General features: G+C 56.2%; 14 protein-coding genes and 1 tRNA gene. 6 read left to right on the top strand and 9 right to left on the bottom strand.

All coding sequences use genetic code 11. The features are described 5' to 3' along the window. Positions 1 to 9 precede the first annotated feature (9 nt). On the bottom strand, positions 10 to 288 hold the full coding sequence (locus H8K03_11375) for a hypothetical protein (protein UVT18442.1): 279 nt from the start codon (positions 286 to 288) through the stop codon (positions 10 to 12). 130 nt (positions 289 to 418) lie between these two features. On the opposite strand from H8K03_11375, the gene H8K03_11380 reads away from it, so the two are divergent. Both H8K03_11380 and priA read left to right on the top strand, forming a co-directional pair. Continuing rightward, positions 419 to 1972: an OmpA family protein gene (locus tag H8K03_11380; protein UVT18443.1), complete on the top strand. Its 1554-nt coding sequence runs from the start codon at positions 419 to 421 to the stop codon at positions 1970 to 1972. Positions 1973 to 2107: 135 nt separating this feature from the next. Beyond that, positions 2108 to 4378 (top strand): primosomal protein N', encoded by a 2271-nt coding sequence (priA, locus tag H8K03_11385; GenBank protein ID UVT18444.1) that lies wholly within the window; start codon positions 2108 to 2110, stop codon positions 4376 to 4378. Positions 4379 to 4380: 2 nt separating this feature from the next. Here the strand turns inward: priA and H8K03_11390 are convergent, their stop codons facing one another. The 6 genes from H8K03_11390 to H8K03_11415 form a co-directional block, all read right to left on the bottom strand. Then, positions 4381 to 4803: a hypothetical protein gene (locus tag H8K03_11390; GenBank protein ID UVT18445.1), complete on the bottom strand. Its 423-nt coding sequence runs from the start codon at positions 4801 to 4803 to the stop codon at positions 4381 to 4383. Between the two features lie 92 nt (positions 4804 to 4895). Then, the gene (locus tag H8K03_11395; GenBank protein ID UVT18446.1) at positions 4896 to 5267 is read right to left on the bottom strand and encodes a response regulator; all 372 of its coding nucleotides are present in this window, start codon (positions 5265 to 5267) and stop codon (positions 4896 to 4898) included. Continuing rightward, the gene (locus H8K03_11400) at positions 5245 to 7107 is read right to left on the bottom strand and encodes a PAS domain-containing protein (GenBank protein ID UVT18447.1); all 1863 of its coding nucleotides are present in this window, start codon (positions 7105 to 7107) and stop codon (positions 5245 to 5247) included. The genes H8K03_11395 and H8K03_11400 overlap by 23 nt, the downstream gene beginning before the upstream one ends. 153 nt (positions 7108 to 7260) lie before the next feature. Further along, positions 7261 to 7917 (bottom strand): response regulator transcription factor, encoded by a 657-nt coding sequence (locus tag H8K03_11405; GenBank protein UVT18448.1) that lies wholly within the window; start codon positions 7915 to 7917, stop codon positions 7261 to 7263. Beyond that, positions 7904 to 12439, bottom strand: a complete 4536-nt coding sequence (locus tag H8K03_11410) for a PAS domain S-box protein (protein UVT18449.1) — start codon at positions 12437 to 12439, stop codon at positions 7904 to 7906. Before H8K03_11410 ends, H8K03_11405 begins: the two co-directional genes overlap by 14 nt. Positions 12440 to 12752: 313 nt before the next feature. Next, the gene (locus H8K03_11415) at positions 12753 to 16667 is read right to left on the bottom strand and encodes a PAS domain S-box protein (GenBank protein ID UVT18450.1); all 3915 of its coding nucleotides are present in this window, start codon (positions 16665 to 16667) and stop codon (positions 12753 to 12755) included. 587 nt (positions 16668 to 17254) lie between these two features. Between H8K03_11415 and H8K03_11420 the strand changes: the two genes are divergently transcribed. Beyond that, complete coding sequence (locus H8K03_11420) at positions 17255 to 17965, top strand: hypothetical protein (protein UVT18451.1); 711 nt, start codon at positions 17255 to 17257, stop codon at positions 17963 to 17965. Between the two features lie 179 nt (positions 17966 to 18144). On the opposite strand, the gene H8K03_11425 is transcribed toward H8K03_11420, so the two are convergent. Both H8K03_11425 and H8K03_11430 read right to left on the bottom strand, forming a co-directional pair. Next, positions 18145 to 18696, bottom strand: a complete 552-nt coding sequence (locus H8K03_11425) for a hypothetical protein (protein UVT18452.1) — start codon at positions 18694 to 18696, stop codon at positions 18145 to 18147. A 699-nt stretch (positions 18697 to 19395) separates the two neighbouring features. Further along, a tRNA-Leu gene (locus tag H8K03_11430) sits at positions 19396 to 19479 on the bottom strand. Positions 19480 to 19633: 154 nt separating this feature from the next. Here H8K03_11430 and H8K03_11435 point away from each other — a divergent pair. The 3 genes from H8K03_11435 (at position 19634) to H8K03_11445 (ending at position 22632) form a co-directional block, all read left to right on the top strand. Further along, positions 19634 to 20314, top strand: coding sequence for an HAD family hydrolase (locus H8K03_11435; protein ID UVT18453.1), 681 nt, complete (start codon positions 19634 to 19636; stop codon positions 20312 to 20314). Between the two features lie 78 nt (positions 20315 to 20392). Continuing rightward, entirely contained in the window at positions 20393 to 21028 is a 636-nt protein-coding gene (queE, locus tag H8K03_11440) for a 7-carboxy-7-deazaguanine synthase QueE (protein UVT18454.1), read from the top strand. Between the two features lie 92 nt (positions 21029 to 21120). After that, positions 21121 to 22632: a leucyl aminopeptidase gene (locus tag H8K03_11445; protein ID UVT18455.1), complete on the top strand. Its 1512-nt coding sequence runs from the start codon at positions 21121 to 21123 to the stop codon at positions 22630 to 22632. Positions 22633 to 22634 lie beyond the last annotated feature (2 nt).

A 22634-nucleotide genomic window follows, 5' to 3' on the forward strand; every position in this document is an offset into this window, starting at 1 on the left:
CCGAAAGCCCTAGGTATGACGGTCTGAGAGTGGTGTGACGGTTGAGTGGTGAGGCTCTTCCTCTCGCTCGCAACCTGGCATGGAGCCAGGGGTCACTGCTGCGTTGTCGCTCGCCCTAACGGGAGGATTGGGACTCTCCCATTCTAGTTCCAAGGGAGAAAGCGCTTTGATCTTCCGTCGCCGATGGATCTGTGTTTCGAGTCGTCCCTTCTCACGGAACGGCTCGAGACGCTGCCCCCCTTTTTCATGACCATTCATGGCTGAGCCAATATTCCTCCGGACAGACATGCGCAGGCTCATACGTTAACACCGGCAGGAAATGCTCGTCAAACTCGTGCCAATCAAGCTCAAATTCTTGACAACACAGCGCCTTTTGCTATGGTTTTTAAGTAGCACTAGCTCGAAAAGGAATCTATCTATGAAAACCTTGACGTCTCTGATCTTGGTTCTGTGTTCGGGCATCGGCCTTTCGATGGATAACGCACTCGCACAAACCCCAGACCTCGATTCCGTCAGGGTTACCGATGGCGCGCTTGCCTTTTCCACCGGCGCCATCCAGAAAAGCTCCCCCATCGATGGAACCGTGAACTTGATCACAGGTGATAATCAATCTTCGGGCAATCGAATGCTTCTGGGTAAGCGGGATTCCCTCTACCTGAAACTGAATAACCCGGCAGAGGTAGCCGTTGGCGACCTCTTTACCGTGTACAGGCGGGTTCGCAAGGTATTCCATCCCGTGACCAGGGAATACCTGGGTTTTGTCGTGAATCGTTCGGCGGTCGTGAAGGTGACTGCCGCTGACCACGCCCTCACAACCGCAGAGGCTGTTCTCAGCTACGGACCGATTTCCCCTGGAGACCCGGTCGCGCGGTTTGTTCCTCCGACCACAGACGTAGACATGAACCCCGTGTCGGACGTGTCCGACCTCGAGGGCATGATCGTCGAACTTCAGGCCGACCGGCCGATGACACTGGTTTCACAATACAATGTCGTATACCTGGATCGAGGAAGGGAAGATGGACTCAAGACCGGCGATCTTATAGATATCCACCGTCATAGCGCCGGACTCCCTCCACGAAAGATCGGCCAACTCAAGGTGCTGTCGACGGAACCACATACGGCAGCCGCGAAAGTTCTCAAGGCCAACACCCGTGTCATGAAAGGGGATCGGTTCAAGCTCGTGGGACATTCTGCACTCACCATTCCGCCCGTCGCCGCGATCCCGGCATCACCCGCACCCCAGGCCAGTGAAACAGTCCCGGCCGATCTGATAGCCAGCAGACTGAAAGTGCAAGATGCGTCCGGACAAAGCCGTCTCAACCTTGGGGAACTAGCCAAATTCCTGCACTACGACTCTGGGGACGCAGCCATTACATACGAGAGTTACAAAGTTCTTGATCAGTTGATCGAATACTTGCGTACTAGCGGAGACACGAGGATGATCCGAATCGAAGGTCATACGGATAGTGTGGAGATCGGCCCTTCGCTCAAGTCGCGGTATCCCAGCAATTGGGAGTTGTCCAGAGTGCGCGCAAACGGTGTTCTCCGCTATCTCGTGGAGAAGGGCGGCGTGGACTCGGCCCGGATCAGCGCGGTGGGACTCGGCGATACCAAGCCGACCGCCACGAATGCGGTCGAGGAAGGCCGCACCAAGAATCGGCGTGTGGAGATTGTTCTCCATACCTCCGAAAGTGGTCCCCCGGCCTCCAAGCTTGATGTTCAGACTCACGTGCCACCGCTGGGGGCCAATCCCTCCAGTTTGAGCGCACGAGATAGTAGCGACCAGCCGTTCACCCCTGCTTCGGATACGGGTGGTTCCCTTAGCCGGGGGACCTTGTCCGTGGGCGATTCTTCGCAGGCTTCCGTCAAGGACGGGTCGGGTGCCACCAATGCGAGTGGCTCTATTTCGACAGAGATCAACAAACAAGACACTCCTCAGCAGCAACCAGGCACCGGGACACCTACGGAGTAGGATCAATCGATTTTAAGTGAGATTCACCTACATCCGAGTTCCCCTCACTCTTCGCCCTCGCTCACCGGAACTTTCCTGACCAAGGATACCGGTATACTCGGTGTCCTTCATATTCCCACACTGTTAGAATGCGGCATGGGTTTGGATAGTCCCTCGAGCCTCCTTCGTCGAACGGAGGCATTGTATGCTGACGTCATCGTTCCTCGTCATATTGCTAAGGCATTCACGTATCTCGTGCCTCCCACCTTGACCAGAACCCTTGAAATAGGAAGCCGTGTACTGGTGCCGTTTGGACGAGTGGTGCTGGAAGGGGTCGTGATCTCGTTGAGCAATCACCTTTCCGTCGAGATGAAGGGCGGTGTCCTCAAAGAAGTCCGCTCGCTCGTTCAGGACGGACAAGATTCGACACTCCCTCCCGGACTGCTCGAACTATCCCGCAAGATTGCAACCTACTACGTTGCACCCTGGGGTCAGTGTCTCCGGCTTGTATTTCCGCCGACGGCAATAAAGAAAACCTCACCTACACGATACGTTGCCACCCAGCAGGGTCACGAGGCATTGGCGACCGAGAGTTGCCCCGATCTCCTGGCGCCGACTCTCAGGCGAATTGCACGACGAGCTACGGGAATATCGTCGTCTACTCTTCAACCGACTCGTCAGCGCGCCGCCTCGCGGACGATCGATGCCCTCATCAAAAAGTCGTGGATAACGCTCGTGCCTTCAAACAACGCCGAGATCGGTCCACCAAAGCGGCGTGGGAAACTCGTGGCGGACGAACAGGATCGCAGAACGCCGATGCAGACTCTTCTGCCTACAGAAAAGCTTCCTGAGGTGGATTCTTCCTGGGAAACTCACGTTGCCCATTGTCTGCAAAGTCACCGCATGAGGAAAATCGTTCTTCATGCTCCATGGCAGCATCGAATCAGAAGGCTTGCCGACGCCATTCAACAGACGCACGCAATGGAGCGGTCTACCATTGTTCTCTGCGGCGAGATAGCGAGGGCGGTGTGGTTGAAAAACCTGCTCTCAACTCTCACGGGACTTCCGATTACTCTCGCATACTCATCTTCAAGATTCGACCGATGGCAACCGGGGCAAGGACCCACTCCATCGATTGTCGTGGGGACCCGCTCAGCTGTCTTTGCCCCTCTTCGATCCATCGGACTGATTTGGGTAGACGGAGAGGAAGATCCGGCGCTCAAAGAACCTCAAGAGCCCCGTTATCATGCCCGGGAGGTGGCTGGTTTGCGAGCTGAAAGTGAGCAGGCGCTCCTTGTCCTCGCATCGGCTCATCCATCCCTTGAGTCGCGGTTCGACACCGCAGCCGAGATGTATCACGTTCCACAAGATGATAGTCCGCAGCCTCACATTGAGCTCGTCGACCTCCGCAATGAACCAAGAGGAACCTTGCTCAGCCAAAAACTCATCTTGGCGATGCGGGAAGCGCTCGAGAACCATGCCAAGATCCTGTTGTTTCTCAATAGGAAAGGTTATGCCAGAACCCTGGTGTGCCGAGACTGCGGCTGGGTGCCCCGCTGCCCCTCCTGTGCTGTGCCGCTCACATATTACCGGGAAGCCGGCAGCCTGACATGTCGCTACTGTGGGTGCGCGGATGGGTTGCCGGATGTCTGCCCCTTGTGCCGTGCATCTCGTGTGAATCCCCTTGGAGACGGTACTGAGAGGGTTGAAGCCGAAGCTCATCGCTTGTTTCCACATGCCCGGCTTGTGCGGCTCGATGGCGATACACTCGGCCGTCCTACTTCCGCTCGTTCTCTATGGGAACGTGTGAGATCAGGGGCCTGGGATATTCTGATTGGGACGCAAGCCTTGTTTGGCCGGGAGCCACTGCCTCAGCAGGAATTGGTCGGGATCCTTCAAGCAGATTCCGGGTTACACGTTTCAGACTTTCGAGCAGCGGAACGGACCTATCACCTGCTGGTGGATGCCGTAAGCCTGGCCCGTCCGGCATCCGCCGGGGGTCGAGTCATCTTACAGACGCGGCTCCCGGCACATCATGCCGTGCAGGCCGTGCTATCAGCAAATCCTGGTCAGTTCTATGATGAAGAATTCACTGCGCGTCAGCTACTGAATTATCCGCCAGTCTGTCACTTGGCCGATCTTTCGATCACCGGAAAAGACGCGAAGATTGTCGAAGAAGCGGCCAAGCACTGGGGCGCGGAGCTTGGACAACCTGCCTGCAATCAGGAGCCTGTCGTCGTGTTAGGGCCGGTGCCGGCAATAAGCGGGCGGCCCTCCGGTCATCATCACCATCGCATGCTGGTCAAAGCGACCGATCTCGGTATACTCAGTCGCAGGATCCATGACTCTGTCCAGCACATGGAGCGAGAGTATCACAAGGGACGGATCAAATTTACCGTCGACGTCGATCCAGTTGAGACTGGATAGCGTTACACGACTTTCTTTTTCTTGGTTGCCCGGGACGTCGGCACTGCTGCTGATTTCTCTCCGGACAGACCCTGACGCTCCCTGCGTGCTCGGCTGAACAGCCCATAAGAAAACGAGACCCAAAACACCGATGAAAAGAGACCCAACACCACGGCTGAAAGAATCGTCCCCATCTCGGCTTCAGGAAGTGCGTCCGAAGTGCCCTTCATTTGAATCATCAACACCAATGGCCAAGCAAAGCTCTCCAGGCCGAGCAACAAGGTCGACCATGCCCATATTTCCGTGATCGATTCCGCCTTCAACCATAGAAACACCCCTACGACCAAGCCCCATCCAAGCACGAGGAATGGAGACACGGTTCCCCAGATGAGCCAGAACCCGACGACGGTAACCAGAGTCCCAAGAAACAGGTTGAGGAGTCTCATGACAAGGATGAGGACAAAACAAGGGGGAGAGTCTGACGGGACCGTGATGTGATGTCAATGGGAAGAAAGGGGGAATCTGCGCGGCAGACCGTTTAGGGGATCATTTCCTCAGCAACCGTGTCTAGAAGAACCTTCAGCTCGAATGGTTTCTGAAGAGTCCGTCGAGCTCCAAGCATCTTTGCGACATCCAAGAAATTGAGGACGCCGATCGCTTCGCTTCCGCCTGTCATGGCAATGACACGAGAATTAGGAAACTCCCGCCGAAGCCTCATGATACCCTCTAATCCATCTTGGTCGGGCATGAGAATATCCATGATGACAAGATCGGCCGATCTGGCCCGATACCGTTCGAGTCCCTCTTTCCCATCACGAGCCTCCTCAACCTCATAGCCTGCCTGCTCCAGAGCTTCCCGTATGAGCTGGCGAACCTGGTCTTGATCATCAACGACGAGGACCGACGGCATCCGACACCTCTATCTGTAACAGCGATGGTTCCTGATCAACATGCGTCGGCGGAGCGGCGGATACCGGATACGGCAAGGAGCGTGTCATGCTTCGGCGAATCTGCTGCGCCAGCTCGCGGGCTTTTCGCCCCGCCGTGATGACCTGTCCGATATGGCGATGAGCTTTGCTCTCGGTCGGAATCAATGCCAGTGCCAACTCACTAAAGCCCAGTACGGCCGTAAGACTGTTGTTAAACTCGTGCGCCATAGCGCCGGCCAATGGATTGACCGGCCCCATCTCGACAATCGTGACTAAGAACGACGTTCCTGACGACAGATGGATGGGATGAAAGGCGACCTCGATCGGGAATTCCGAGCCGTCCTTTCGAACTCCGTGCAATTCCAGACCTGCCTCCCTACTGCTCGATGAAGAGGTTGAACGGCTATTGGCACGGAGGTCCTGCTGCCACACACGACCTCGTGTAGACAGTAAGCATTCAACAGGCCGGCCCAACAACTCCTCACGAACATAGCCGAACATGTGCTCGATCTTCCCGTTGACCAAGGAAATAGTTCCGTCGTGGTGAACCATGAGCATGCCGCTGGGGACCGATTCCATGGCGGTCTTGAATTGAAGCTCTCGCTCCTCTGCCATAGTCACGACGAGCTTGTAGTCTGTGATGTCTTCAATGGTTCCAGACATCCGAATCGCCTGGTCTGTTGAATCTCGCATGAGGACTCCGCGGCAGCGGATAAACCGAATATCGCCCCTGGGCTGGATGATTCTGCACTCGATGTCGTATGGACGATCCGAGCTGAGCGTCTCCTCGACGAGGGTGCGAACACGATCACAGTCCTCCGGATGAAGGGCCTTCTTAAAGGTTTCATATGTCGTCGGCACCGAACCGGGCTCATACCCAAAGATGCGGTATTGCTCGGCCGACCATACCTCCGCACCGTGGCCGAGACCCCACGCCCAATGATTCATTTCAGCAATCGCAGGCGCTTGTCCTAGGGGATTGTGAACGTGAGGACCTTGGATGTCAGTCCGCTTCCGGCAAGACAGGTCCGAGAAACAGACTAGGAACGACGCGCTTCCATCCCACATGATTGGAACTGCCGACAACTCCACATCAACGGCCTGTCCGTCAAGACGCAGGAATCGCGTTTCAAGCGTCTTGTTCGAATAACTTGACGCCTCTATCTGCACCATCAATGGTCGTGCGACCTCCTGAGAGTCGCAATGGATGATGTCACAAAAGTGTTTTCCAATAAGCTGTTCGGCCGACGAGGCTCCGAGAATCTTCAGACCGGTCCTGTTGACATATGCGACCCTTGTCTCGGTCGTTACCAACATTCCTTCTGAGGCGAGATCACACAGGAAGGTCGGGGAAGGCATCTTGTGCAGATCCGCCTCCAGCTGCCGGATGTGTGACACATCACTCATCACCCAGATGACCGACGTCAGCCGTCCCGCCTGATCCACCACCGGAGTCAGCGTCACCTCATTCCAAAACGACGTGCCGTTTTTACGGTAGTGGCGCAGAGACACTCGGCAGGCACTTCCGTCTTGAAGAGCCAACGCGAGCTTTTCTATCGAAGCTCGATCGGTATCCGGCCCACTCAAGATCGCCGTCGTTTGACCGACTATCTCGCGTTCAGCGAAGCCGGTCAGTATGAGAAAGGCGGGATTGACATAGACGACGGGATGGTGTGGAAACGTCGCATCCGTCACCAGTACGCCGCAATTCGTCGCCGCAATGACCCGTGACTTCAAGACATTTTCGCGGCGATGTCGAATTGCTATCCAAAGAGAGGCGCTCAGAAGGAGGATCAACCCTAGGAAGAGACCAGCAGTCATGTGGGACAACCTCCGGTCTGCGTGTATAGAGTTGTTACGAATCCGAATAAACTGAGGTAAGTCTATAGAAATCCGGGAGGAATGCCCAGATATGAACGTTATTTACAGGCTAGAATTTTGCCCCTAGAAATGGTAGAGCCGAATGCTGTCGGGCTATCCTTGCCGTTTCACGAAGAAGGCAGCCGCTTGCGCGCGCCGCGTGATGCGGAGCTTCTGAAACACGTTCGCCAAATAGTTCTTGACGGTCTTGTCGCTGAGGCCCAGAGCAACTGCGATTTCCTTGTTGGTCTTCCCCTCGGCTACCAGTGCGACAACCCGTTCTTCCTGAGACGACAGCTGATCTGAGCCCGGAGTCGCCGGCAGATCGTGCAGTCCTCTCAGCCACCGCAGCGCCCGTTCTGTCACACCGGAATCCAAGATCGATTGGCCCCTGGCGACCGAACGGATCGCTTCCAGCAAGCCCGGTGAGTCGATTTCCTTCAGGACGTAACCATGCGCCCCGGCGAGTACTGCAGCGAGAACGGAATCATCGTCGGCGTAGGATGTCAGGAAAATCACCCGTGTGCCCGGCAGCGCTCCGAGAATCTCTCGGCACGCATCAACCCCGGAGCCGTCGGGGAGACGGACATCCATCAAGACCACGTCAGGCTTCAGCTTCTGCGTTTGCTGGACCGCCTCAGCCATCGTGCCCGCTTCCCCCACCACAGTGACACCTTGGGTTTGGCCAAGTACCGTCCGAAGCCCCACGCGAATGACTTCATGATCGTCGACGAGCAACACTCGAATGGTGTGAGTTTTAGTTGTGAGCATAGTGCGCGTCCTTTGGGAGATCGAGCAAGATTTTCGTTCCCTTGAAAGGTTTTGACTGCAGCGCAAACGACCCATGGACCTTTTGAGCCCGTGCCGCCATGTTGGCCAACCCATAACCAATTCCTTGAGCCGATCTTGCATTGAAGCCGACTCCATCATCGGTAATGGAAAGACGAACCGACTGGCTGAGCTCTCGAAACGACACGGTGATCCGTGTGGCTCGACTGTGACGCAAGGCGTTACTTAACCCCTCCCGTACAATATTAATGATATGAAGCGCGTGTTCCGTTGAAAGTCGACGCGCGGCTGCGTTGTCGATTCTTACCATACATCTGGCCGCAGAAGAACCCGCCATACTTTTCACCATGGTTCGCAGAGCGGTCGGAAAGTCACCGCCTTGTATGACGTGGGACTCTAGGCCGGCGATAAAATTCCGTACCTCGCCCATCACTTGGTTGAGCTGCCCAATCGCCTGATCGAGTGTCCTGATAAATTTTCCAGCTACGTGTTCCGGTTGCTGCCTGATCATCGGCTTGCACGTCTCTAATCCGAGGCCAACCGCATACAACGATTGGAGAAGACCGTCGTGGAGATCCTGGCTGATCCGTTCCCGCTCTTGAAGGGCCGCGCTCAAATCCCGTTCGCGTTGCAAGAGCATCTCTTCCATGCGCTTCCGTTCTGTAATATCGGTTGCGGCGCCAAGCACCATGTGAGCCCGCCCGTGGTCGTCGAAAATCGGCCTCTTGACGGTCTGCACCCAGCGAGTTCGTCCGCTCGCATCGGTGATTCTCTCCTCCGGGATGAACCGATCCCGCCCGGAATTCATCACCTCAAGATCGTTCTGCCGAAAGAACTCAACCTCCTCCGCATTGCTATTGAACGCAGCGTCGGACTGCCCGATCAGGTCTTCCACCGTAGTGCCGTACCAATCGGCGACAGCTTTGTTGGCCATCGTAAAGCAGCCTTCCCGGTCCTTGGCAAAGATGAGGTCCGGATCTGTGTCGATGACCTGTCGCAAGAATGTATGGGAGCGGTGCAGCTCCGCCTCCGCGCGCTTCCGGTCTCCGACATCCCTCAGAATCGCGCAGCCATATTCTTTGCCCGCATACTGCAAGTAGTTGACGGTGACTTCCGCCTCCAAGACACTTCCGGTTCGGGACCGATAGGTCGACTCGAATGTGAGCGATCCTTGCTGCTTCAGGTTATTCCAATAATCCTGCCACCGTTCTAGCGGCACGCTTGGATCGATATCCTGCACCGTCATGACGATCAGCTTTTCGCGCGGGTATTCCAACATTCGGCACGCGGTGTCATTGACGCTGAGAATTCTGGCGCTGGAGTCCACCCACAACACCGCCTCGACCGCCCTATCCACGGAGAATTGGGTCAACCGTAGCGCTTCTTCCACCCGCTTACGCTCGGTGATGTCCTCGATAATGGCGACCATGAAATGATCTGTGACCCCCGCAAGAGTCAATCGCGTGGCGTTGACCACAACCCAAACAGCCTGGCCGTCTTTTCGGACGTATCGTTTCTCTATACGATAGCCTTGTCGGTGGCCGGCGTGCATTTCGTCAGTGAGGGCCAGGTTCCTGGAGAGATCGTCGGGATGGGTGAAGCGCGCATAGGTTTGTCCGAGGAGCTCCTCCGAAGAGAATCCCACAAGCTTACAGAACGCCTGATTCACCTTCACGTACCGTTTTTCTCCGTCCAGTACCGTGATGCCCAGCGGAGCTTCCTCAACCAGCAATCGGAAGCGCTCCTCGCTCGCCCGTAACGCCTTTTCGGCCCGCTTGCGGTCGGTGATGTCCTCGTGGGCAACCACGACTCCTTCCCCGTCGCCCGCGAGGGCGGTGGCGCGCAGGACGAACCAGCGCTGCTCCGTGGCTGAATGGCAGGGATACTCGATGGTAAAGGCCCCTTGCCGTCCCGTGCGGACCTCTTCGATGCCGTCAAGAATCATCTGCGTCGATACGTCTTCCTTCAGGACTTGGCGACAGATGCCCAGATAGTTCATGCCGATTCCTGTATTCAAGGAAGGCACCGTCCCGTTGGCACTGGCGAATCGCCTCCAGGCTTCGTTGACGGCCACAATCGCGCCTTCGTGATTCAACACGGCGATGTGCGCAGACAATGAATTCAAAATGCCGCGGCCCAGTTCTTCGCTCACCCGCAGGGCTTCTTCTGCTCTCTTGCGTTGCGTGATGTCACGGACGAAGGCACAGTGAAACTCCTGCCCTTCATAAGCGAGGAAACTGACGCGAATGTCGATCGGGACGAGCCGCCCATCCTTGGCCCGATGGTTGGTCTCGAAGGACATGGTCCTGTTTCGCCGCGTCTCCTCCCAGAAGCCCGGCCACATGGACGCCGGAAAGTCCGGATTGAGGTCATGCACCGTCATGCCGAGGAGCTCGTCTCTCGAATAGCCCACCATGAGGCTGGCGGCCTCATTCGCATAGAGGATCTTGGCGTACGGATCGATCCAGTAAATCGCGTCCACTGCCTGATCCATGGCGAATTGGGTCTGGCGCAACCGTTCCTCCGCCCGCTTGCGTTCCGTGATGTCGGAAAACAGGCCAAGAATGGCGGGCTTGCCGTTCCACATGATCCGTGCGGCTTCCACCTGAACTGGAACGGATGTTCCATCTATCTTGAGATACTTTCGCTCCGCGCTATGGACAGAAACCCCGCCGGCGAGCAACCGTGTGATGTTCTCACGGACTTCTTGATGATAGTCCGGATGGACAAACTCAAAAATCGATCCATCCAGAATTTCCTTGGGATCTCTCCCGCCTATGATGAAGATCCCGGTTCGGTTGATGTAGACCGTCCGACCTTCACAGATGACGAAGACGCCTGACGGGGAAAGCTCCACCAACGTCCGGTACCGTTCTTCGCTCTCCCGCACGGCCGCTTCAACGTGCTTCAATGCCGTAATATCTCGCCCGATACCGGTCATGCCGATGAGCTGTCCGCGACGATCCTTGAGCACGGCACCGGTCCAGTGATAGGGAATCGTCCGTCCGTCTTTCGTCACCAAGTGACATTCAACTTCCGCGGTCCCCGCTTCAACCACCTGTTGCATAGCCGCCGCAAGTTTCGGCCGCTCATCTTCCGGAACGAACGTCAGCGCCGGACGATGCATCAATTCTTCGGGGGAATAGCCGCTGATGTTCCAGACGTGCTTATTCCAATTGACGACCTTCCCCTCGAGATCCAGGGTATACATGATGTCGGGAACGGTCTCGGTGATGTTCTGAAGATCATGGAGGGTGACTGAGAGGGTCTCCTCCATCCGTTTGCGATCCGTAATGTCGGTATGCGATCCGAGGAGGCGAATCCGTCGGCCGTCGGCTTCCGTAACAAAGGAGGCTCGTGATTCGATCCATCGATACGTCCCATCCTTGTGCCGCAGTCGGAATTCCTGCCGATAGTCGCTCTCAGCGCTTGTCAGGTAGTTCTGCACATACGCAAGCGCTCGATCATGATCGTCTGGGTGCAGCCGCGTTTCCCACGTTTCGAATGAGTCCGCCAGCTCCGTCTCCTCGTATCCAAGCTGTCGTTTCCATTCCCGAGAAAGCACGACCTCTTTCGTGTCTGTGTTCCAGTCCCATAATCCGGTCCCTGACGCATGGAGGGCTTGTCGGAGTTTTTCTTGTGAGGTTCGTAGCATGGCTTCCGTGCACTTCCGCTCGGTGATGTCCCGTGAGTTGACGATGACGCTGCATCGTCCTTCAGGATCACACACCGCCCGGCCGATTCCTTCGAAATGGCGCCATGAGCCGTCCTTGTGACGAAAACGAAATTCCGCAATTTGAGGTATTCCAAGCTGCTGGATGAGCAACTGGAACTTTTCCAGCACAACGGGAAGATCCTCCTGATGAACAAACTCAAAGGCGATCCGCCCGTCGAGCTCGTGTTGCGCGTACCCGAGCAATCGTTCGAAGGAGGGGCTTTCAAACCGAATCGTGCCGTCCAAATCAAGCACCGTGATGATGTCCGAGGAATGCTCGATCAGCGCGCGGAAGTGCGCTTCGCGCTGCTGCAGCGCGGACTCCGCCCGCTTGCGATCGGTCACATCCAAGGCTGTTCCGGACAGACGAAGGGGCTGCCCGCCGCCGTCGCGGTCAACTTCGCCGCAGCAGTGAATGGTTCGTATCTCGCCATCGGGGCGGACGATCCGGCATTCGATGTCATAGGTTGACGCTCCGGCCAAGGCGCCATCGAACGACGCCAGGACCCGGTCATGATCGTCCGGAAGAATTGCCGAGACAAAGGTGTCGAACGTCACCTCTCGTGATTGAGGCTCGTACCCGAATATACGGTAGAGCTCATCCGACCAGTGCACCGGGCCGTTCGCGATGTCCCAGTCCCAACTCCCCAAGTGAGCAAGGGCTTGAGCCACGTGGAGATGGCGAGTTCGTTCGTGCAGCACACGGTCCCGTTTGGCAAGCTCACGCGCCAAGTCGGCGACCTGCTTGCGCAGCAGATCCCATTCAGGAAGGTGGCTCGTTGGACTCATGATGAGGCTCCTTGCTGCGCGACACCGATCCACTAACGATGGTCGGCTCAGCTCATGGGAGTAACCGCTTCCCCTCGCGAACCGATGAGTGAATGTGGCTTCGCCAAGAAAAATGCTTCGCCTTGGACCGAAGCTACTGGTTCCTAAGAAAAGGCCTCAAGAGGGCACCAGTGTCCTATGGGAATGGAGGAAAGTCTAGATCCAAATGGACCCAGAGTCAGAATCCGACTCTGGGCAGGTATTCAGGCCGATGGCGTCAACGACGGGTCTCCAACCCTTATGGGTTTTCCCGCATACCTCTCAAAAGAGCATATTAGTTGGAGTTCCCATCGGCGTCTTTCGGAAGATCCAGCAGAATTCTTGTTCCTTTGTACGGCTCCGCCCGTACGGCAAACAATCCGCCGACTTTTTGAGCCCGCGCCGCCATATTTTCCAATCCGTGACCGACCCCATGGGCCGACCGTGGATTGAATCCGATGCCATTGTCAGTAATAGCCAGACGGACCGAACCAATGAGCTGTCGCAATGACACGGTAATGCGTGTGGCATGACTGTGACGGAGGGAGTTACTCAACCCCTCCCGCACAATGTTGATGATATGGAGCGCATGCTCGGTTGTGATATGCCGCCCAGCTGCGTCGTCGATCCGTACCCGACATGTGGCCGACGAGGAACTGCACATGGTTTGGACCATGGTTCGCAAGGCCGTCGGGAAGTCACCGCCTTGCATAAGGTGAGACTCAAGACCCGCGATGAAATTGCGGACCTCTCCCATCACTTGGTTGAGTTGCCCAATGGCCTGATCAAGTGTCGTCAGAAATTTTTCAGCGACGCGTTCCGGTTGTTCCCTGATCAGCGGCTTACACGTTTCTAACCCGAGCCCGACCGCATACAGCGATTGGAGGATACCGTCGTGGAGATCCTGGCTGATCCGTTCCCGTTCTTGAAGCGCCGCGCTCAAATCCCGTTCGCGTTGCAGGAGCATTTCTTCCATGCGCTTCCGTTCGGTGATGTCGGTCGACGCGCCAAGCACCATGTGGGCGTGCCCCTGGTCATCAATAATCGGCCGCTTGATGGACTGTAACCATCGCATTTTGCCAGACCAATCCGTGATCTTCTCCTCCGCGATAAAGCATTCCTGCAAGGAGTTCATGACCTGGAGATCCTTCTGACGAAAGAACTCCACCTCTTCCCCGTTGGGATTAAAATCAGCATCCGATTGCCCGATGAGGTTTTCCACAGTGGTTCCGTAACAATCAGCGACCGCCTTATTGACCATTGTAAAGCGTCCTTCGCGATCCTTGGCGAAGATAAAGTTCGGATCGCCGTCGATGACCTGCCGCAAGAAGGCATGGGATCGGCGTAACTCGTCCTCGGCACGTTTTCGGTCTGTAATATCATCCCCCACCGTCACACTACATTGTTTGCCCTTGAGCTCGATCAGCTCCGACGACAAGAGGAACTGGCGAACCTCGCCAAGTTTGCTCCGCAGTTTGACTTCCAAATTGCGGATCGACCCCACACGCTTCAATAAATCAACGAAACGTACTCGTTCCTCGGCCGAATACCAGACGCCTATTTCCAAGGTGGTGTGTCCCTCGACTTCGTCCTTGCGATAGCCCAACAGCTGACACGCGGCTTCATTGACCTCCACCAGCCGACCGGTGTCTATCTCGCTGATGACCACAGGATGTGGGCTCGCCTGGAACGCCTTGGCAAACCGTTCCTCACTGGCACGTAGTGCTTCTTCCGCATGCTTGCGCTCGGTGATATCGTCGCACACGATCAGGGCCAATGGTTCTCCATCCAGGCTTTGCAGCACACGCGCAAACTCACGGACCCACAGCACCGTGCCATCGTGTCGCACTTTGCGGAATTCCCATTGCGCCACGCCTTCCGGATGACGAAAGAACGCGTCCATTTCAGCACAAACACGTTCTCGGTCTTCTTCAAAGAAGATCGTCGCCACGGACTTCCCCACCAGATCCTCGACGCCATAGCCCAAGTACTGCGCGCCGTACTGATTAACGGACCGGATGATTCCCGCACCGTCCACGGTGAAATACATCGAGGGCGTTTCATCATAGAGGGTCCGGTATCGTTCCTCACTCTGACGCAATGCGTCCAGAGCCGATTGGTGGTCCAGCTCACTGCCGAGCCACCTCGCCATAAGTTGGATGAAATCGCGTTCGGACTCGGTATAACGTTTGTCGCGGGGTTCGACACTCGCGAAGTACAACGTTCCGTAGGTGCGTTCCAATCCGTTAACCGCGGCCCCGATGTACGATTCCAACTTCAGCGTCGCGTAGGCCGGGTGCTGGCGCCACACCGGAGACGCACCCGCATGCTCGAAACTCAACGTCCCGCTCTGACGAAGGGTCTCGCCACAGTACGTGTTGCACAGAGGCACGCGCATGCCTGGATGGAAAGCGGGCTCGAGTGCGTTGACCGGGCCCATTTCCAACTCTTCGCCCCGGACAAAGGTTTCGACCCCGATCGGCAGGTCGAAGAATCGGCACCCGAGCTGAAGCAGCGCTTCGACCCGCTCCTTGAACGATTGCCCCTGCGCCGACGAGATATCGTGGAGCGCGCGGATGGCTTGCCGGCTCTTCCAGAGGGCCTGTTCCGCCTGTCTTCGTTCAGTAATGTCTTTGCTGAGTATGATCATGCAGGATTTGCCGTTGTACTCGATTCGCTCGGCGGACATCAGGCAATCGTGGTGCTCTCCGCTGGCCGTTTCTACAGCAGCTTCGAAATTACGGATTGAACCCTCGCGGTTCACTCTTTCAATGAAGCGAACCTGGATGTCCGGCGTCAACCAATGTTCAATGTCATCTCCCTTGCGCCCGACCACGTCCTCTCGAGAATACCCAAGACAGGCGAGACAGGCGTCGTTGACGTCAAGCCACCGGCCCGAGTCAAGCTCCACCAGAATCATCGGGTCCGGGCTGGACCGGAACGCTTTGGAGAACAGTTCCTCGCTGGCCCGCAGCGCTTCTTCCGCCTGCTTACGCTCAGCGACATCGGAAACAAGGTTAAGAATGGCGGGTTTGCCGTCCCACATGATCCGTGCGGCTTCAACTTGAACGTGGATCGGTGTTCCATCGCTCTTCAGATAGATTCGTTCCGCGCTATGAACGGAATCTCTCCCGTTGAGTAACCGCTTTATATTTTCACGGACGTCGTGGTGATAATCCGGATGGATGAAATCAAACATCGGTCGTTCGAGAATTTCCCGGGGATCATTCGCCCCCATCAGGATGGCGCCCGTGTGGTTGACATACACGGTCTGTCCTTCACGGAAGACGAAGACTCCGGATGGTGAAAGTTCAACCAACGCTCGGTACCGGTCTTCGCTCTCCCGCACTGCTTCTTCCATCCGTTTACGATCTGTAATGTCGGTATGCGAGCCGAGAAGGCGAATCCGGCGACCGTCAGCTTCCGCCACAAACGAGGCACGGGCTTCGATCCATCGGTATGTTCCATCCTTGTGCCGCAGGCGAAACTCCTGCCGATACTCTCCCTGACGTACACGCACGTACTCCCGCACATATGCGACGGCGCGATCATGATCATCTGGGTGTAACAGCGCCTCCCAGGTCTTGAACGAGTCCAGGAGTTCCGCCTCCCGGTACCCCAGCTGGCGCTTCCACTCTTCTGAAAGAGTCATATCCCCCGTGTCGGTATTCCAGTCCCACAGTCCAATTCCCGATGCTTGAAGGGCCTGCCGGAGCTTTTCCTCTGAGGACCGCAACATCGCCTCTGTGCGCGTGCGCTCCGTAATATCCAGAACGGAGCCGGACATGCGACACGCCTTTCCATTGTCGTCGCGCAGGACCTCGCCGCAGCAATGAATCATCCGCACGTCGCCGTTAGGACGAACGATTCGATACTCCACATCGTACGGTGCCTTTCCCCCCAAGGCATCATCGATTGAAGCGACAACCCGGTCGCGGTCTTCTGGAAGCAGTGCCGATACAAAGATCTCGAAAGTCATGTGGTGAGATCCAGGTTCACGGCCGAAGATGCGATACAGCTCGTTCGAGCATCGGACTTCGCCGCTCTCGATCTCCCAATCCCAGCTGCCCAGATGAGCCAGAGATTGGGCAACACGGAGGTGCCGAGTTCGTTCGTGCAACACACTGTCCCGCTCGGCCAGTTCATGGGACAGATCGGCGACCCGTTTGCGCAGTAAATCCAAAACAGAAAGATTACCGGTAGAGATCATGTGAGACTCCTTGCCATGTGATGGGGCCGACCGATTGAAGACGAGTTGGGGGTCACAGACGCGAACGAATCAAACGGCCATGAGATGGTAGAGATCAACTTGGGATGAGGCGATCTCATCGCATGTCACTCAGGCGTACGACAAGAGATCAAAAATGGGCTAGTGTCCTACGAGATGGGGATGAAAGTCCAGATCCGAATGAGCCAGAGACCCTAGGAAGATAACCGGGGAGGGATGTTCGGAATCAATAGTGCCGAAAGCGAGATTGTACCAAGAGAGATTGCGTAAGTCCTTGAAGATTTTGGCAATCCCTTGTCATCCCTGTATAGGAGCATTGTAGACCACTGTTTGACTTCGGGTCATGTCATTCAGTTTCATGCTGATTCGCTGCTCCTTAAAACACGCTTACGCCATACATCTGCCACCCTCGAACTGCCCGTCCGACTCGCGGGTTATGGGTCTCATAATTAGGGTTGCAACATCTAGTCAAAAGACGCCCGTGCGGGATAGAGTAGTCACCGGATAACTCGAGTCTCCGCAGTGCAACGAAGCCTATTCACAAACCATTGTCCTCGGGAGGGAGTGTCGTGCCAACAGATGAGCCAAGCATAAACGTCATCATCGACCACCTGGTACCTACGCAGATTTCAGCGGATACCGGCATCTTTGAGCTCTCGACTCTCATGTCCCTTGAGACGGGCTTGAATCACATCGCGATGACAGTGTGGCAGAAGGAAGAGCCCTTGCGCCGCAGGGACGGCGCAGCGAAGCGCGCCGCTCACCCCGGTACCGACCCACGGGAGGCTCGCTTGCTGGAAAGTTACTTCCACTGGTTTGGAGTGTCGTTGTGTACCTATGTGAATCTCGTGGGTCTTCTGGCTTCCCTAAACAGCGGCGCAGCCAGTCGCAAGGACCTGAAGAACAAGGCCGGACGAAAGCGTATAGCCGCTGCCTGCAAGGCCTACGTAACTGGCATCTCTGAGATCAAAGACGTCCTAATTTGGCGGAGTAAAGTTGCAGGCCACTTCGCGATGACCGATCCCAGAGAAGACGACAACCACGTGGTCACGCTCGACATGTCTGCCATGCATCCGATTTCTCTCTTGGCGCGCAGGTACCACGTGCGCCAGTGGAATCTGGGGCATAACGCGAGCGGTGGACCTATGTATGAGTTCCCCCCATGGTCGATTACAGAAGTCTATGAGCGCTTGGCACCGAGATATTGGCCATCGTTTCGATGGCCGGAAGCCGAGACCCTCACAGCGCCTCGTTCTCCTGCTGAACGCCCCTCAAGATGAGTATGAGGCAGCCAAGAAGCAACCCGAGCCCTACAACAGGGTGCGGGTGCGTTGCCAGAGAAGAGATGGGACACGGTGGGTGTGGTGAGAAAGGCGATCGCCTATAGGCAGCGAGCCCAGAGGCGCATGATCCATCTCCTCCATGTCTTGACATGTCACGAGGATCACGAGCCATCGGCTCAAAACCGAATGCCGATGGTGAAGAGCCATTGTCGCGACAAGTCGGACTTGCCCTGGAAATCAATCTCATATCGCGTGTACTGAAGTCCCATATCGACGGAAACTCCCTGAACGACAGGAAATCGTACACCGACTTGTCCTCCATACAGGTAGCCCGGCGAAAGTGCACCTCGCCCCGGCAAGGTCCCTCCCAGTATTGCGCCGACATAGGGTACCGCCCGGTGCTCCAGCGGACCGAACAGAACATGTCGCAGGATGCCACTGATGGGGTTGCCGTTTGGAAAATCCAACAAGTCGATGAAATTATTCCAACGTGGGTTCGCATACATGGAATGTTGGTCGGTAATATAGGTCGGTGTATGGTGACTGTAATACTGGTAGATGCCCCTCAATTCCAGGGGGCCATAGCGGAGTGCCGTAATTCCGGCTTGAACAGCGATAATTCTTTGGGTTGGCGCAAAGGTGCGATCGTTGAAGGACACGTCGAAACTGAACGGGCGGAGTGGGAGGATCTCGAGAACCGCCTCTTGGCTCAGCGCTTCACTCGGCATCGCCATTGCGAATACGAAAAGAGCACCCACAAAACGTGAAACGTGTGTCTGCAGCGGCCACCCCCCTCTATAGGCACGAGCTTTGAGCAGCGGAAAGTCTCCCGCTGTTTTCTCTCACAAATACTTTGTCCTCAAGCCGTGGATAAGTCCAGAAGGTGATGTGGTCACTCCTCTCTTCAACGATTCTGCCATTGGTCATTGTTTTCAACCTAAGCCGAAGTGGAGCTCCGATCTGACCGGAGGTATCCTCTTACCCGGAGCTGACGGTATTTACATCTCCGAAAACACTCCAGTTTTTGAGCAAGAAGTCGTTAATGTGATTACTAAGAACAACTCCGCTAGAACCACCAACGACTTTATGCGCGGCATCCCACAGTCTCCGACATGCGAAAAGGCTAAACGTCTTACCGTCGGACTGCATTTGGTTGGTTGCCTAGATTACTTCGACCAATTCCGAGAGTCTCACCGAACTTTCGCCTTCCGAGATATTATGCCACTCCTATCCGGATTCTGATGAAAAAGAGGAGTAGCATGGGCTCAGGATGACACTGCCGCTCGAGGACAGCTCGACCGTTGCCACCCCAGAAAACGGCAACTCAATGCAAACGAACTCGCCCGTACGGTTGCTTTGCTTTGCAGGAAAGTTGAGACCGCTGATAATGCAGACTAGGAGAGATCTTCTGACACTGGCTGGATTAATGGTGCCGAAGGCGGGACTTGAACCCGCACGGCTTTCGCCACACGCCCCTCAAACGTGCGTGTCTGCCATTCCACCACTTCGGCACTCAGCAGGATGCTGACACGAAGCCTGCATCAAGGCCTTTGGTCAGCATAGAGGGGAAAGGAGGTGCATTATAGAAGTAGGGTAAAATTCTTGTCAATGAACCATGCCTCCGGTAGAATTGGCCTCTCATTTTGTAACTCGGTCGGCGCTTTTATGATACGGACTGATCAACGAAGCCTTTCCGCCACCGTTGCGGCATTCTTTGATGTCGACAATACCATCTTGCCTGGCGAAGCGAGCGAAGTGAGATTTTTCCGCTGGCTGTGGCGCCGCGGTATCGTCGGCTGGCCCGAAGCTCGCGAAAGTGTGTCTTGGCTCCTGCGGCATTTCCCGCCCCTGTCGTTACATCCGCTCCGCGAACGAAAGCTCTACCTGGCCGGGAAGCCTTCGCAAGTGATCCAACCCTTGGGTGAGGAATTCTGTCGAGAGGAATTATGTCCTCGTGTCTCTCCCACAGCCATGCGTATGCTCGACGAGCATCGCCGGGCCGGCCATGCCATTATCTTCGTGACGGGTTCCATCGATTTCCTGATCGCCCCCGTCGCTGACGCACTTCGGGCCGATCGGTGCTTTGCCAGTCAGTTGCAGCAACAGAACGGCCTCTACACCGGCTTCCTTGTGCCTCCCCTTCCATATGGAGAGGGGAAACGCCAACTCATCGATCGATTAACCCATGAACTGACGCTTGATCTGTCCCAGTGCTACGCCTATGGAGACAGCCCCGGTGATTTGGACTTGCTCCGTGCCGTAGGACACCCGACGGTGGTAAATCCCATTCGTGGAATGGCCTCCATCGCCCGGCGTAAGAACTGGCCTGTTGTCAAATGGCAATGAGCGACGGCTTGTGATCAGATCCACTATCTCCCTCGCCGAATCCCCCGACCGACACATCGGCGAGCCCACACCTTTCTCATGCGCGTGACAGAAATCTTCCATAGTGTTCAGGGCGAATCCACCTTCGCCGGGAAGCCCTGCGTATTCGTACGCCTGACCGGTTGCCCGCTTCGTTGCGTCTGGTGTGACACGGAGTACGCGTTCTTCGGAGGAACGGACCAGTCCATTGAGTACATTCTCGAACAGGTGCGCTCCTACGGCTGTCCGCTGGTGGAGGTCACAGGAGGTGAACCGTTGGCACAAGCGGACACGGCCGCGTTGCTGCGTCGGTTGTGTGAGGAAGGACTCACGGTTCTCCTCGAAACCAGCGGGGCCGTCGATACGTCCGTCGTCGACCCCTCCGTGCGCATCATTCTGGATGTGAAATGTCCAGGGAGCGGCATGATGGAACGGATGCACTGGTCCAATGTGGAACGGTTACGACCACAGGATGAAGTGAAATTTGTCATCCAAGACCGCCGTGATTATGAATGGGCGAAACACGTTCTGGATCGCTTCCGACTGCCCGAACGCTGTCCTGTCCTCTTCAGTCCGGTATTCGGCACACTGGATCCCCGCCACTTGGCTGAATGGCTGCTGGCAGATCGTCTGCCAATTCGCCTTCAGCTGCAACTGCACAAGCATATTTGGGCACCCGATATGCGGGGAGTATAAGGCCATCACTCGTCACGTGGGATGTGTGAAGGCCGGGGATGATCGGTGATCGACGGATGACATCGGCCGACTGACATACAAAGGAGAACCGAATGCAGATCATGCGGGTTGAGCCAAAACAAGGACGGGTTAACACCGAGATGACGGATGCGCTGGTCATCCTGCATTGTGAAGGAGCGGGATGGTCCAAAGAAGACGGGGCGGTGTTGGACCGGTCTCTCGGTGGATCGCTCAACGAACTTCTGCAATCGAAGGAGTTTGAAGGAAGGGCTAATGAGGTGGTGCTGTTCCATACGCATGGAAAAATTCCAGCAAAGCGGCTGATTCTTGTCGGTCTCGGCAAGAAACATGAGCTGGGGTTGGATCAGATTCGCCAAGCTCTGGGACATGCGGTTAAACGAGTGCGCCAAGCGAAATCCAGCGTTTTTACGGTGGCGCTGCCGAGCCTAGTGCCTCGCGGCACCTCACCGATGGATGTGGCACAGGCCATGGCCGAAGGAGCCATCTTGGGGAGCTATCAATTTACCGCCTATCGGAGTGACACTCCAACAGGTAGGGACGTGACGGCAATGACCATTCTGGCTCCTCAGAAAACTCAACTGCGTCAGTTGTCTGAAGGGATTCGTCGCGGTGTCGCGACGGCTGAAGCCACCGTGTTTGTCCGGGACCTATGCAACCATCCTTCCAATGTGATGACACCGACGAAGATCGCCATCGAGGCGAAGGCCGTGGCGAAGGAAGCCGGCATCAGTCTGAAAATCCTCGAGCAGAAGGACATGGAAGAACTTGGCATGGGCGCGTTACTCGGTGTGGCGAAAGGCAGCCATGAACCGCCGAAATTCATCATTCTCCAGTACCACGGAGCCAAGAAGAAAGACGACCGGCCGGTGGTTCTCGTCGGGAAGACCATCACGTTCGACACTGGCGGGATCTCTCTCAAGCCCGCAGAGAATATGGAACAGATGAAGGCCGACATGACCGGCGGAGCAGAGGTGCTGGCTGCGATGCGAGCGGCAGCTCGGCTGAAGCTGCCCCTCAATCTCATCAGCATTCTTCCGGCGGCGGAGAATATGCCCGGGGGACGGGCGATGAGGCCCGGTGACGTCGTCAAGACGCTTTCCGGCAAGACGGTGGAAGTGCAGAACACCGATGCCGAGGGTCGCCTGATCCTTTCTGACGGCCTTGCCTACGCAACCCGATTCAAACCGGCCGCGCTCATCGACATTGCCACGCTGACAGGGGCGTGTGTCGTCGCGCTCGGTCAGTTCGCGATCGGCATGTTCGGCACGGATGCGAACTTGAAAGACGCCATCCGTAAGGCCGGTCTCCGCGCGGGTGAGCGCGTGTGGGAAATGCCGCTGTGGGACGAGTATTTTGAGCAATTACGCAGCGATGTGGCCGACATGCGGAATATCGGCGGACGTGGGGGCGGCATGATCACGGCGGCTCTGTTCTTGAGCAAGTTCGTCGGCGACTGTCCCTGGATCCATCTCGACATCGCCAGCACCGATTGGAGCGAACGAGAACGGGCGTATATTCCCAAAGGCCCTACCGGCATTGGGACCAGGCTGTTGATCCAGTTCCTCATCACTCGCTCCCTGTAAAC

This window comes from Nitrospira sp. (assembly GCA_024760545.1).
Classification (GTDB): domain Bacteria; phylum Nitrospirota; class Nitrospiria; order Nitrospirales; family Nitrospiraceae; genus Nitrospira_D.